This is a genomic window from Sphingorhabdus sp. SMR4y, assembly GCF_002218195.1.
GTDB lineage: Bacteria > Pseudomonadota > Alphaproteobacteria > Sphingomonadales > Sphingomonadaceae > Parasphingorhabdus.
Genome location: NZ_CP022336.1, coordinates 2691863 through 2704639, shown reverse-complemented (window position 1 = coordinate 2704639; position 12777 = coordinate 2691863). Strand labels below are relative to the sequence as shown.

Here is a 12777-nt window from a genome sequence, read left to right as displayed (position 1 = left end):
GCACCGGGGCTACTGGTCGCGGACGAAGCGGTGCGCCAAACGGTCCTTGTGCGTGTTGGCCGGATCGAAGACTTCGCCGTTCATGGCAATATAGACGCCATGTGGCAGGGTCTGGGTAGCGGCAAGAGCAAAACCGACGTTGAACTGGGCATCGCTGATCCGCAGCGATGCTGGCTGCATCGCGCCGGTCAGCACGATGGTCTTACCGGCGATGCCCGACAGCACCCGCGCCGTGTCGACCATCGTGTCGGTACCGTGAGTCACCAGTATCTTGTCGACATCGCTCGCCGCAACCGCGTCCCGGATTGCCGCCCGGTCTGCATCGGTCAGCTCGAGACTGTCCTTGCGCATCAGCTGCGTCACCCGGTGCGCGACAAAGACATTATTCTCCTGCAGCATATCGGGCAGCGCTGTGGCGCCGATCTGATATTCGGAAAGAGCGTCAAAATAGACCTTGTCGATGGTCCCGCCGGTGGTAAAAATGTCGATCATGCCAGCGCTTCTGCAATCAGCTTGCGGGTATTGTCGATGCCGTAAAGCGCGATGAAACTACCCATGCGCGGTCCCTGCGACGAGCCGAGCAACGTCTCGTACAAAGCCTTGAACCAGTCGCGCAGATTGTCGAAGCCGCCTTCCTTGCCAATGGCATAGACGATATTCTGGATATCCTCGGCAGGTGCTTCGTCCGGCAGTGCGGCCAGCTCGCTATCGAGCCGCTGCAGCGCCGCCACTTCCACCCCTTCGGGCTTGCGACGCTTCAGGGTCGGAGCGATGAAATCCTTGTGATAGGCCATGGCATTGCCAATCAGCTCGTCGAGATCAGGATAGCGTTCGGGCGTGGCGTCCGGCGCATATTGCCGCAGATAGCCCCAGATCTGCTCGCGGTCCGCATCGCCCATCACGCCGACAAGATTGAGCAGCAGGCCGAAGGTGACCGGGATCGTATCCGTCGGCACATCGCCATTGTGGACATGATGCACTGCATTGCCGAGCCGCTTGACGGCGTCCTGCTCGTGCCAGTTGGCGCGGAACTGGAAATATTCGTCCACCGCCTTGGGGATCACACCCATATGCAATTGCTTCGCGGACTTCGGCTCGCGGAAGATATAGAATGCAAGGCTGTTCTCGGAGCCATAGCGCAGCCATTCCTCGAGGCTGAGGCCATTGCCCTTGGACTTGGATATCTTCTCGCCCTTCTCGTCGAGGAACATCTCGTAGATCAGCCCCTCGGGTTTGCGTGCGCCCAATATCTTGGCGATCTTCCCGGACTGGATGCCGCTGTCGGTCAGGTCCTTGCCATACATTTCATAGTCGACACCAAGCGCGGTCCAGCGCATCGCCCAGTCCACCTTCCATTGCAGCTTGGCACCGCCGCTCAGCGCAACATGCTCGATCATCTCGCCATCGTCTTCGAAACGGACGATCCCCGCTTCCGCGTCGACAACCTCCACCGGCACCTGCAGCACATGACCGGTTTTCGGGCTGATCGGCAGTATCGGCGAATAGGTCGCCTGCCGCTCCTTGCCCAGAGTCGGCAGCATGATGTCGAGTATCTGCTGGTTGCGGGCCAAAACCAGCTTCAGCGTCTCGTCAAAGGCGCCGCTGCGATATTGCTCGGTTGAGGACATGAACTCATAGTCAAAACCGAACTGGTCGAGAAAATCGCGCAGCATCGCATTATTATGCGCCGCAAAACTCTCGAATTTCCCGAACGGGTCGGGAACCTGCGTGAGTGGCTTGTGCAGATGCTCGGCCAGCATATCCTGATTGGGAACATTGGTCGGCACCTTGCGAAATCCGTCCATGTCGTCGCTGAACGCGATCAGTCTTGTCGGATTGCCGGTCAGCGTTTCATAGGCGTGACGCACCATCGTCGTGCGCAACACTTCGTTGAACGTGCCGATATGCGGCAGGCCCGACGGACCATAGCCGGTCTCGAACAGCATTGGTTCGCCACCCGGTTTTGGTGCCGGTGCGCCGCGCTCGCCGCGATAGCGTTTGAGCAGCTTGCGGGCTTCCTCGAACGGCCACGCTTTGGAATTCTCTGCTGCTTCACGATAATCGGTCACAATTAGTCCTTTTCAGTCAATGCTGCGCAAATAGTAGCCTTAGCCTATATGGCAAGGTAGAACGCAACAAAAGCGGGAGATTGAACATGGCAATGCTGATTACGGGGGTTCTGCTGTGGAGCCTGATCCATCTGATGAAATCGGTCACGCCGGGCCTGCGCGGCACGATCCAGGGCGCGATCGGCGAAGGTCCGCACAAGGGACTGGTGGCATTGATCCTGCTGGTTGCGCTGGCTCTGATGATTTTCGGCTGGCGCTCGACCACCGCAGAATTTGTCTATGACCCGCCCGCATGGGGTCGTCATGCCAATATGACGCTGATGTTCATAGCCATCCTGCTGATCGGCGCGGCGCAGGGCGCGTCGCGAATCCGGCAGTGGATACGGCATCCGATGCTGACCGGCGTGCTGATCTGGGCGGTCGGCCATCTGCTCGCCAATGGCGACAACAAGTCGCTGGTCTTGTTCGGCGGTCTCGGCCTGTGGGCGCTGATCTCGATTGTCACCGTGTCACGCAACGAAGGCGTCTGGGTGAAACCGGCCAAGGTCGCGAGCCTCGGCCGCGAATTGCTGAGTGTGGTAATAGTGGCGATACTCTATGCTATTTTGATGTTTGCCCACCCGTGGATCGCCGGCGTACCGGTAATCGCTCGCTAGATGGCCGAGCTGCTTCCCTATCCTTCCCTCCATGCCAGCCATAGCGGCATCTGGATTTGCTCGAGTGAGGGGGAGACGCGCGCGATCGGCAAGGGCGAGGCCATTGGCCGGGTTGCAGAGACGCCGCATATCCTGCTCAACGCGCCGCTGCTGGGGCAGAGGCTGGGCTATCCCGATCTGTCGGGGCTGGACCTGCTGGAGCTATACGCCTTCATCCATCCCGCCCAGTTTGTCGTGCCGACGCCTTCCGGTCTCGCCAAGACTCTCGGTCTGACGCCGCCCGGACAGGAAGCCGATATCGCAGCGCTCTACCGGCAAGCCGCGGTTCTGTTGCTGGATGGATTGAAAGCTCCCTTCTGGAAAGAACGGGAAGGCGCATGGAGCAGCGCGCAGGCGCTATACCGGCTGCGCTGGCCCTGGGCGCAGGAAGTCGGGAAAAGACTGACAAAGCCGGTGGAGACTGAACGCTGGCTGTTCTCCAAGCTTGACGAATGGGAAGAAGAAGTACCGCGCCCTGCACCACGATCGATTACCGTCGACAAACAGGAAACATTGGCCACGCTCGACAGCCTGACCGGGAAAGGTTCGGAAGAACGGGAAGGCCAGAAAAGCTATGCCGCCGCGGTCAGCGAGATTTTCAATCCGCGCAAGATCAGAGGTGCGCCCAATATGCTGCTGGCCGAGGCGGGCACCGGGATTGGCAAGACGCTTGGCTATCTTGCGCCTGCATCCCTTTGGTCGCAGCAGGCCGGCGGCGCGGTATGGATTTCAACCTTTACCAAGGCGCTGCAACGGCAACTCGACCGGGAAACCCGGCGCATCTATCCGGATGAGGGGACATTCCGTCGGAAAGTCGTGGTCCGCAAGGGCCGGGAAAATTATCTCTGCCTGCTCAATCTGGAAGACGCGCTGCAGGGCGGCTTTGCCGGACGGGCTGCGATACTTGCCCATCTGGTCGCGCGCTGGGCTGCCTATAGCAAGGATGGCGATATGGTCGGCGGCGATCTGCCCGGATGGCTGACCACCCTCTTTCGCCGCAACGGTGCTACGGCACTGACCGACCGGCGCGGCGAATGCGTCTATGCCGGCTGTCCGCATTATCGCAAATGTTTCATCGAGAAAGCCGCCCGCGCCAGCCAGCAGGCGGATATCGTCATCGCCAATCACGCGCTGGTCATGGTCAATGCCGCGCGCGGACGCGAACAGCAGAACCGGCCGACGAGACTGATCTTCGACGAAGGCCATCATCTGTTCGATGCCGCCGATTCGATGTTCGCGGCAAGGCTGTCAGGACAGGAAACCATCGAGATCCGGCGCTGGGTGATAGGACCGGAATCGAAAAACCGAGGCCGCCGGCGCGGGCTTGCCGCCCGGCTTGCCGATCTCGCCTCCTATGACGAAGAAGGCGGTCGCGCAATTGAAAGCGCCCGTCAGGCGGCCGAAGCATTGCCCGGCGACGGCTGGCTCCAACGGGTTGCCGAAGGCGAGCCCTTTGGACCGATCGAGGCGTTGCTGCAGGAAGTCCGCGCGATGGTCTTTGCCCGCGATGAAAGCCAGAGCGCCGACGCCGGCTATAGTCTGGAAACCGAGCTGACCGACATCAAGGGACCGATGATCGACGCCGTTGCCAATGCCGCAACGGCGATGGACGCGCTGCTCAAGCCGCTGGTCCGGCTGGGTCAGAGAATCGAACATCTGATCGAGGAAGGCCCCGACTGGATGGACGCGCAGGCCCGCGCCCGCATGGAAGGCGCGCTGTCGAGCCTTGGCTGGCGCTGCGACACATTGACGAGCTGGCTCTCCTTGTTGTCGCGCATCGGCGGCCCGGCCGACCCCGATTTTGTCGACTGGCTGATGATCGACCGGTTCGAGGGCCGCGAATATGACATCGGTATCTGCCGCCACTGGCTTGATCCAACCATCCCGGTCACCGAGGTCGTCACCAAACCCGCCCATGGCGTCATGATCACCTCTGCGACGTTGAAAGGCGGCGGCGGCTGGGAAACCGCCAGAACCCGGAGCGGCGCGGTTCATCTCGATCACGCGCCTCGGGAATTCGAGGTCGCCAGCCCGTTTGACTATCCCAACCAGGCCAAGGTGATCATCGTCACCGATGTGAAACGCGGCGATATGGCCGGGCTGGCCGGCGCCTATGCGCAGCTGATCGAGGCCTCCGGTGGCGGGACGCTTGGCCTGTTCACCGCGATCCGGCGCCTGCGTACCGTCTATGCCCGGATCGCCGACCGGATGGCACAGAGCGGCTTGCCCATTTATGCCCAGCATGTCGACCCGATCGATACCGGTACCCTGGTCGATATCTTCCGCGACGACCCCAAGGCGAGTCTGCTCGGCACGGACGCGTTACGCGACGGCGTTGATGTCCCGGGCCAGAGCCTGCGGCTGGTGGTGATGGAATCGGTCCCCTGGCCGCGTCCCGATATTTTGCACCGGGCGCGAAAAATGGCAGGGGGCGGCAGCGCTTATGACGACCGGATCATCCGCGCCCGTCTGGCTCAGGCCTTTGGCCGGATCATCCGGCGAGCCGACGACCACGGCCATTTTGTGATCCTCTCTTCGGCCTTCCCGTCGCGGCTGCTTTCCGCCTTTCCCGAGGGCACTCCGGTCGAACGGATGCCGCTGGACCAGGCCCTGGCAGAGATCCGCAAGGCAAAATCGGATATGCCGCAATCCGGTCTTTCAACTGAAACAAGTTTGATGCATGACGATCCGCAATGAAAAAGCTCACACTCCTGCGTCACGCCAAATCCAGCTGGGATGATCCGGTTGACCGCGACTTCGACCGTCCGCTCAACAAGAAGGGCAAGCGCGCCGCTGCGGTCATGGGCCGCTTCATTCAGCGCAATGGACTGAGCTTCGATCAGATCCTGGCCTCTCCCGCCGTCCGGGTGATAGAAACGCTGGAGCATGTCGAGGAAGCCAGTGGTCAGGCGATGGAACCGACCTGGGACCGCAAAATCTATCTCGCCTCTTCGGCCACCCTGCTCGATGTCTTGCGCGGCGCCAGCGCGGAAGCGGAGCATGTTCTGATGGTCGGCCACAATCCGGGGCTGGAAGATCTGGTTTTCGATCTGGTTCCCGATGACGGCAGCTCCCCGGCGCGCGACGAAGTGGAAACGAAATATCCGACGGCCACGCTGGCCGAGATGACCCTTGCGATTGATAGCTGGAGCGACATCACGGAAAGATGCGGTACGCTGGACCGTTTTACCCGGCCACGCGACCTTGATCCCGAACTGGGGCCAAATTACGACTAGCGAAGATTCCCCAAGCCGTTCAGTGATCAGGCGTGATCGAGCGCCTGCGACAATCGGTCACGGATCGATTTCAGTTCAGCTATAATCGGACCGTCATTCCCGGGCTTACCCGTCAACGCCGACATAGGCGCAGCACCGTGTTGCGGCGCATCTTCAACCATTTCCGGCCCCCTGCGCTGTGCTGCCAGGAATTTGCGGGCGCCCTTGATGGTATAACCTTCCTGATTGAGCAGGCGGTTGATCGCTTTAACTATCTCGACATCTTCGGGACGATAATGACGACGCGATCCTGCACGTTTCAGAGGATTCAGAACCGCAAACTGGTCTTCCCAATAACGCAGGATATGAGGTTTTATGCCCAGCTCTTTGGACAGCTCTCCGATGGTCCGGAAGGCACCTTGTTCCTTGGTCATACTCTACTCCCCCGGTTTCGCCGGGTCCATTAACCTGCGGCGATAATCCTGTCACGCATCGTCTGGCTGGCGCGGAAAGTCAAAACCCGGCGCGGTGCAATCGGCACTTCGACCCCCGTCTTGGGATTGCGGCCGGTGCGTTCCCCTTTGTCACGCAAAACAAAGGTTCCAAATCCTGAAATCTTGACATTCTCACCATCGACCAGCGCCTCGATCATATGATCCAGAATCGACTCCACCATGACAGCGCTATCGGCACGCGAAAGCCCGACTTGCCGATTCATGGTGTCAGCCAAATCGGCGCGGGTCAGGGTGTTGGCGTAGCTCATCACAAATTCTTTCAGTAAGAGTTTGAAAATTCACCAAAGCTATAAATCATATGTCAGCTTTTGTAAATGTCGGCAGTAAACTTACCAGTGGATTTCAAATGATTAGCCCGATAAGCGGGAAGCATGACTGAAAAACATCCCCAATCCATCGCCCTTGCCGATCTGCTTGACCAATGCGGAGCCGGCGGACCCGGAAATCCGGTCGCTCTGCCACAAAGCTGGACACAGGGTCGCACGGCCTTTGGTGGACTGTCCGGAGCGATTGCCTATCACGCGGCCAGCCATATCGAGACCGGACTGCCACCGCTGCGATCGGCTCAAATCGCCTTTACCGGACCGTTGTTCGGCGCATTGACCGCGGAAACCACTATGCTTCGCCGCGGCAAGAATACCGCCTTTGTCCAGTCGGAGATATTTGGCGACAAGGGGCTCGGCCTACACTGCAACTTCATTTTTGCTGCCCCCCGTCCGACCGATGTCAGGACCTATGATATCGATGAACCGGACTTTCCGCCGTTGCCCGGAGATGCGGACCTGCACAGCGGACCGCCGCAATATTTCACATCGAACATGGAATATGTCGGCAAGCGGATCGACACCAGTATCAAGACCAACCGCCTGACCCGCTGGATGCGGCTGAAGCAGCGCGCCGGTCTCGACCCGATGGCCGAAATTCTCTGCATGTGCGACAGTCTGCCGCCTTCAGTAATGGGGCTGCTCGACAAAAATGCCATGGTCAGTTCGATGAACTGGCAGGTCAATATCATTGCAGAAGAGCTGACAACCCAGGACGGCTGGTGGCTCATCGATTCCCGCACCCACCACGCCGATCATGGCGCGAGCAGCCAGTATATGAGCATCTGGAACAGCCGCCGCGAACTGATAGCAACCGCGATGCAAAGCGTGGCCTATTACGCTTGATGGGACCGCATGCAAATCAGCGGCACAGACCCAGCCTGGCCGTTATCGGCACCGGTATTGCGGGTCTGTCTGCCGCCTATTTGCTGAAAGACAAATTTCAGGTCACCCTTTTTGAAAGCCAGGCCCGCGCCGGCATGGGCGCGCAGAATGTCGATTATGTCAGCAATGGAATCACGCGCCGGATAGACATACCGCTGCGGATATTCTGTCACGGCTATTATGACAATCTGCTGGCCCTCTACAAGCATATCGGAGTCGAGATACTGACCAGCGATCATAGCGGCATATTCTCGGACGAGACAGGGCGAGTGATCCTGCATTATGGAAATTTCCGGAAGGGGACAGCTCGTTTTTCCTATCCGAAAGGGAGCAATTGGCTGAGCCCCACGGCCTGGACCATCGGCCTGCAAAGCAAGCGATTCTTTGTCCGGGCAAAACGGGATATGGGCCGGATCGATCTAACCGAACTGTCCTTTGGCGAATATCTGCAGCAATCTGGTGCGGGTCGGGAATTTGTCGGAACCGTTCTGCTGCCGATGATGTCGGTGACCTGCACCTGCGATTATCAGGCGGTGCGCGATTATCCCGCCGATCTGATGCTGGAATATCTGACCTGTGGCGTGCACGAGCTGGGGATCATGAGCGCGGCAAAAGGCGTGGACGATATCGTGCCGCGCATGCTGGTCGATGTCGCGCTGCGGACCAACAGTCCGATCGCCCTGATCGAACCGGAAGGAGAGCAGCTCCGGGTGGTCACGAAAGCAGGTGCGGCCCGGCATTTTGATCAAGTGGTCATAGCCTCCCAAGCGCATCAGGCAGCAGCGATGCTGCCCGGATTTGATGATCGCAGGGCCTTGCTCGGCCGCATTCCCTTTGAGCGGTCCAGCATGAGCGTGCACACCGATCAGGAAATATTGCCGGCTCCCGTGAAGGGCCTTTCCCCGGTCAGCTATCATATCCCGCGCGACGCCAGCCGGGCTGAAGTATCCGTGGACCTTACCAAGGCCATTGCGCGCCTGTCCGGTCAGGAGACTATATTCCAGACCTGGAACCCAATGCGCAGGATTGCGCCCAACCGCGAGCTGGCGAGGGTTGACTTCACCCGGCCCACCGTGACCCGGGACAGCCGCAAGGCCGTCATTGCCTTGCGGGAAAGCCAGAGCAGGCCCGGCAACAGACTCTGGCTTTGCGGATCCTATATGGCCGAAAAAATCCCCCTGCTCGAGGCCGCGGTCGATTCCTCTGTTACCGTCGCAGAGCATCTGGGCGCCGCCATACCGTGGAAGGCGGACGCGCCCGCAGCGGCCTGAGCGATGGCCGAATTTCACGATCTGGCGGAGCTGGCGCTCAATCGTGACAATCAATCCTGGGGTAATCTGGGATATTGGAAGAAAGACACAGAATATTCAGGGGCCTGTCGCGCCCTTGCATTGTTGCTCGGTGAGGACGCCCGGCTGGATGAACAGTCGGTGGTCTTTGATGCGGGCTTTGGGTGTGGCGATCAACTGTCTCTCTGGCTGACCCATTTTCGCGTGGTTCAGGTCCGCGGCGTCAATCTTTCCCGCAGCCAGACCGCCCATGCCAGAGACAGGTTGGCCGAAGCCGGTTTTCCGGCGGCCGCCGCCGCAATCGTACAGGGCGATATTAACGATGGCCAAGCCTGGCACGCGACGCTCGGTACCGACAGACCCAGCCATGTACTGGCGCTGGATTGCGCCTATCATTTTCCCAGCCGGCTGGAGTTTATCGCTCTTTCGCATCAGCATCTCGCGCCGGCAGGCCGGATCGCGCTAACCGATTTCATGCTGGCCGATCAGCACCGGACCGGATCGATCACACACCAGCTGCTGCGCTGGATGCTGAGACGCTCACATATCGCCGAAGCCAATATCGTGCACCGGACCCGCTATCTGAACCAGTTGCGGGCAGCCGGTTTTGAAGAGGCGCGAATTATCGATATCAGCCAGCATGTCATGCCCGGTTTCGCGCATTTCGTCCGAACATTTCAGGGAAAAGCTCGGGCGGGGTGGAAAGCCCGACTCAAATACGCAGTGACCGGCCGGTTTCTCCAATGCGCCTATCGTCGCTCGATTTTGCGATATTGCCTGATCAGCGCGACAAAAAAAGACTGATATTGTCTGGGGCTGAATTCAGGCCGACAGAATTTCCAGAGCCACCCGTTCGGCCGAAGCCAGAGCACCCTCGACGCCACGGGAAACGGTTTCCGTATGCTCGCCGCAGAAGCTGATCGGCCCCACCGTCTCGGCCAGCGTCCTCGGCAAGGTGGTTGCCTGTCCGGGGCCGTAATAGGCCCAAGCACCGCCTGAAAATTCCTCTCCAGCCCAGCTGTGATAGTGGCGAGCCTCCAGCTTGCCTTTCGCTGCCGGGCGCAGGTTTTCAATGTCGGCAACAACCCTGGCCATCGCGGTCTCGGCGCCCAATTTGTCCCATTCCAATGCAAGATTGCCGCGGGCCTGCACCATCAGACCGGTAACCTCTTCCTTGGTGGCGCCATAGCGCTGGGGAATAACATTGCTCGAGAAGCTGTCGCTCCACATGCCGGGAGCGAAACCATCTTCTTCCCAGAAGGGTGACTTGGCTGTCAGGAAAGCGATCGAGATCGGCTGATAATTGACTTCGCTTACCGCCCTGGACTGCAACTCGGGCAGTCCGGGTGTGATATCGACATTGCGCAGGGCCGCGAGCGGCAACGAACATACCAGCTTTTCAGCCTGGAAACGCGATCCATCGCGGCAAGTGACAATCGCCCCGCCGGCACTCTGCTCGATGGCGGCAACCGGTTTTCCGAGAATGACATCGCCCTTCAGCCCGGCCGCCATCGCTTCCGGCAATTTTATGTTGCCGCCCTTGGCGGCGAAGGATTCCGGTCCCGCGGCAATCTGGTTCTGAACGAAGCCATTGTTGAAGCTCATCATCATTGTCGACACGTCCTGGGAGTCGCGCCCGTGATATGGCGAATGATCATAGCTCAGGCGGATAGCTTCTTCGCTCAGGCCCTGTTGCGAGAGAAATTCCGCAAAAGAAATGTCGAACCGGGCATTGGCCGGATCACACCATTTCGTCCAATCCTCAATGGGTGAATTTTGCCCGAGCACCGCAAAAGGCAGCTCCACAGGCATCAGCGATTTGAGCGCAGCGGGGAAAGGGTTTTCCGGATGGGCCGCCCATTCTTCCCGGCTGAGATGCTTGCCCTGAAAGTACAGCCCGGTCGGCTTTCCATACATGTAACGATGACCGACCTCGACCAATTCGACACCTGCCTGATTGGCGGTATCCAGCCCCCGACCATAGCCGGAACCCATGGAGTTGAACCCCATTTCAGGATGACCGGGAAGATCGGTCAGGCTCAGAATGCGGCCGCCGACTCGATCCCGCGCCTCGATCACCGCCACCGTCAGACCGGATTGTTCCAGCAATCGCGCCGCATGAAGACCGGAAATTCCGGCACCCAGGACGATCGCATCATATCTCTTCGGTGCTTGCGATCCGCAACCAGCCGCCAGCAAAGTGAGACCGACACCGGCCGTTCCCAACATGAAATTTCTGCGATTCAACGACATTCCAGCCTCCATTTGCGGTCAGGACACAAGCCGAATCATTTGCCAAAAAATCGCAATATTGGCTATCGATTCCCGAGCAGTACATCGAACCTGCCCGCCAGTCGGATAGGGAAAGCCAAGCACAAATTTACGTAAAGCACTGATATAAATATGTATTTCTTGAAACCGCCCGCCCCGTTTACCGACCATCGGTCAAACCGGGGAAGAGGGCGGACTTGGCGGTCCGACTTGCCTCCTCTGTGCCTGAACTGGCACAGAAAGAAAATGAGCAGATGACGCAAAAAACTTCGGAGTTCGCTCTTGGCTGGAAGGTTCTTCTGGCCGGACTGGTCGGGATTGCATTCGGTGCCTCGCCCGTCCCTTTCAACACCCTAGGTTTCGTAATTGGTCCGATCCACGAAGAAATGGGCTGGAGTTTTGCCGAGATCAGCCTCGGGTTCTCCATATTCGGCATAGCTGCTTCCTTGCTTGCGCCGGTCTATGGCTGGCTGGCCGACCGCTATGGAGTGCGGATCGTAGCCATATTGTCCACTTTTGCATTTGCTGTCACCTTCGCGCTGGTCGGGCTGACGCCGGCATCTATCGTGATTTTCTATCTTGCCTGGTTTCTGGTCGGGCTGATTGGAATCGGGTCGACACCGGTGACGTGGAGCCGGGCAGTCAATATGTGGTTCTTCACCAACCGCGGACTTGCCCTGGGCATTCTTTTGCTCGGGACCAGCCTGTCAGCGCTGGTTGTGCCACGCGTCGCCGTCTGGTCGATCGCCGAGTTCGGATGGCGGGGAATGTATCCGGTTGTTGCCTTGCTGCCCCTGCTGATCGCCGTGCCTCTGGCCTATCTCTGGTTCCGCGAACCGCGACCTGAAGAAGCACCGGAAGGGCTGATGGCGGGCGGCGCATTGCTCGGCATGACGCTCAGCCAGTCGCTCCGCGATCGCCGATTCTGGACGATGTGGATTTCCATTGCCTGTGTCGCTCTGGCTTATGGTGGCGCGCACGTCCACATGCCGGAGATTATCAAGCAGCATGGAATGGATGCACAGCTCGCAGCCGGTGTCATGGGAACGATAGGAATCTCCATTTTCGTCGGAAGGCTGCTCACCGGCTGGCTGTTCGACCGGCTCTGGGCCCCGATTGTCTGCCTGCCCATCTTGCTGGTCCCGGCGTTAGCCTGCTACTGGCTGCAGGGGACCGCTTCGGATGAAACGCGCATTTATCTGTCTGCCATCATGCTCGGTTTTGCAGCGGGTGCGGAAAGCGATTTGATTGCCTATCTGGCCAGCCGCTATTTTGGCATGGCCCATTATGGTAAGATATACGGAATGCTCTACATGCCCTTCGGTATTGCGGCGTCGCTGTCGCCGGTCCTCTATGGCCATGTCCGCGACGTGACCGGCAGCTATGACGGTATGTTGCAGGCCTCGATGCTATTGTTCGTCGTATCGGCGCTGTTGCTGCTGACAATGGGCCGTTATCCGGATTTTGTCGCCGAGGCATCGACGATCAGGCCTGAAGCGCCTGTCGAGACCTAGG

12 protein-coding genes are annotated in these 12777 nt (G+C 59.3%); 7 read left to right on the top strand and 5 right to left on the bottom strand.

Going from position 1 to position 12777, the window contains the following annotated elements:
* Positions 1-9 precede the first annotated feature (9 nt).
* Positions 10-492: an asparaginase domain-containing protein gene (locus tag SPHFLASMR4Y_RS12975; protein WP_089133922.1), complete on the bottom strand. Its 483-nt coding sequence runs from the start codon at positions 490-492 to the stop codon at positions 10-12.
* Complete coding sequence (locus SPHFLASMR4Y_RS12970; RefSeq protein WP_089133921.1) at positions 489-2069, bottom strand: lysine--tRNA ligase; 1581 nt, start codon at positions 2067-2069, stop codon at positions 489-491. The genes SPHFLASMR4Y_RS12975 and SPHFLASMR4Y_RS12970 overlap by 4 nt, the downstream gene beginning before the upstream one ends.
* Before the next feature lie 86 nt (positions 2070-2155).
* On the opposite strand from SPHFLASMR4Y_RS12970, the gene SPHFLASMR4Y_RS12965 reads away from it, so the two are divergent.
* From SPHFLASMR4Y_RS12965 to SPHFLASMR4Y_RS12955, 3 genes are read left to right on the top strand one after another with little or no spacing between them, the layout of a single operon-like run.
* A complete protein-coding gene (locus SPHFLASMR4Y_RS12965) occupies positions 2156-2725 on the top strand; it encodes an NnrU family protein (protein WP_089133920.1) in 570 nt (189 codons plus the stop codon).
* On the top strand, positions 2726-5461 hold the full coding sequence (locus SPHFLASMR4Y_RS12960) for an ATP-dependent DNA helicase (RefSeq protein WP_089133919.1): 2736 nt from the start codon (positions 2726-2728) through the stop codon (positions 5459-5461).
* Positions 5458-6000: a SixA phosphatase family protein gene (locus SPHFLASMR4Y_RS12955; RefSeq protein ID WP_089133918.1), complete on the top strand. Its 543-nt coding sequence runs from the start codon at positions 5458-5460 to the stop codon at positions 5998-6000. Before SPHFLASMR4Y_RS12960 ends, SPHFLASMR4Y_RS12955 begins: the two co-directional genes overlap by 4 nt.
* Positions 6001-6026: 26 nt before the next feature.
* Here the strand turns inward: SPHFLASMR4Y_RS12955 and SPHFLASMR4Y_RS12950 are convergent, their stop codons facing one another.
* A complete protein-coding gene (locus SPHFLASMR4Y_RS12950; RefSeq protein ID WP_089133917.1) occupies positions 6027-6413 on the bottom strand; it encodes a MerR family transcriptional regulator in 387 nt (128 codons plus the stop codon).
* A gap of 29 nt (positions 6414-6442) precedes the next feature.
* Entirely contained in the window at positions 6443-6742 is a 300-nt protein-coding gene (locus SPHFLASMR4Y_RS12945) for an integration host factor subunit alpha (protein WP_089133916.1), read from the bottom strand.
* A gap of 123 nt (positions 6743-6865) precedes the next feature.
* Here SPHFLASMR4Y_RS12945 and SPHFLASMR4Y_RS12940 point away from each other — a divergent pair, with 123 nt between their 5' ends.
* From SPHFLASMR4Y_RS12940 to SPHFLASMR4Y_RS12930, 3 genes are read left to right on the top strand one after another with little or no spacing between them, the layout of a single operon-like run.
* On the top strand, positions 6866-7663 hold the full coding sequence (locus SPHFLASMR4Y_RS12940) for a thioesterase family protein (RefSeq protein WP_089133915.1): 798 nt from the start codon (positions 6866-6868) through the stop codon (positions 7661-7663).
* The gene (locus SPHFLASMR4Y_RS12935) at positions 7663-8973 is read left to right on the top strand and encodes an NAD(P)-binding protein (protein ID WP_089133914.1); all 1311 of its coding nucleotides are present in this window, start codon (positions 7663-7665) and stop codon (positions 8971-8973) included. Before SPHFLASMR4Y_RS12940 ends, SPHFLASMR4Y_RS12935 begins: the two co-directional genes overlap by 1 nt.
* Before the next feature lie 3 nt (positions 8974-8976).
* A complete protein-coding gene (locus SPHFLASMR4Y_RS12930; RefSeq protein ID WP_089133913.1) occupies positions 8977-9795 on the top strand; it encodes an SAM-dependent methyltransferase in 819 nt (272 codons plus the stop codon).
* An 18-nt stretch (positions 9796-9813) separates the two neighbouring features.
* Here the strand turns inward: SPHFLASMR4Y_RS12930 and SPHFLASMR4Y_RS12925 are convergent, their stop codons facing one another.
* Positions 9814-11220, bottom strand: a complete 1407-nt coding sequence (locus tag SPHFLASMR4Y_RS12925) for a flavin monoamine oxidase family protein (RefSeq protein ID WP_260806970.1) — start codon at positions 11218-11220, stop codon at positions 9814-9816.
* A 296-nt stretch (positions 11221-11516) separates the two neighbouring features.
* Here SPHFLASMR4Y_RS12925 and SPHFLASMR4Y_RS12920 point away from each other — a divergent pair, with 296 nt between their 5' ends.
* On the top strand, positions 11517-12776 hold the full coding sequence (locus SPHFLASMR4Y_RS12920; protein ID WP_222102931.1) for an MFS transporter: 1260 nt from the start codon (positions 11517-11519) through the stop codon (positions 12774-12776).
* Position 12777: the final 1 nt, after the last annotated feature.

What these genes read in the sequence shown, in the direction of transcription:
- SPHFLASMR4Y_RS12945 (WP_089133916.1), bottom strand. Translation starts at nt 6,742, where the DNA reads ATGAGCTACGCCAACACCCTGACCCGCGCCGATTTGGCTGACACCATG.
- SPHFLASMR4Y_RS12965 (WP_089133920.1), top strand. Translation starts at nt 2,156, where the DNA reads ATGGCAATGCTGATTACGGGGGTTCTGCTGTGGAGCCTGATCCATCTG.
- SPHFLASMR4Y_RS12955 (WP_089133918.1), top strand. Translation starts at nt 5,458, where the DNA reads ATGAAAAAGCTCACACTCCTGCGTCACGCCAAATCCAGCTGGGATGAT.
- SPHFLASMR4Y_RS12930 (WP_089133913.1), top strand. Translation starts at nt 8,977, where the DNA reads ATGGCCGAATTTCACGATCTGGCGGAGCTGGCGCTCAATCGTGACAAT.
- SPHFLASMR4Y_RS12935 (WP_089133914.1), top strand. Translation starts at nt 7,663, where the DNA reads ATGGGACCGCATGCAAATCAGCGGCACAGACCCAGCCTGGCCGTTATC.
- SPHFLASMR4Y_RS12975 (WP_089133922.1), bottom strand. Translation starts at nt 492, where the DNA reads ATGATCGACATTTTTACCACCGGCGGGACCATCGACAAGGTCTATTTT.
- SPHFLASMR4Y_RS12940 (WP_089133915.1), top strand. Translation starts at nt 6,866, where the DNA reads ATGACTGAAAAACATCCCCAATCCATCGCCCTTGCCGATCTGCTTGAC.
- SPHFLASMR4Y_RS12920 (WP_222102931.1), top strand. Translation starts at nt 11,517, where the DNA reads ATGACGCAAAAAACTTCGGAGTTCGCTCTTGGCTGGAAGGTTCTTCTG.
- SPHFLASMR4Y_RS12950 (WP_089133917.1), bottom strand. Translation starts at nt 6,413, where the DNA reads ATGACCAAGGAACAAGGTGCCTTCCGGACCATCGGAGAGCTGTCCAAA.
- SPHFLASMR4Y_RS12925 (WP_260806970.1), bottom strand. Translation starts at nt 11,220, where the DNA reads ATGTTGGGAACGGCCGGTGTCGGTCTCACTTTGCTGGCGGCTGGTTGC.
- SPHFLASMR4Y_RS12960 (WP_089133919.1), top strand. Translation starts at nt 2,726, where the DNA reads ATGGCCGAGCTGCTTCCCTATCCTTCCCTCCATGCCAGCCATAGCGGC.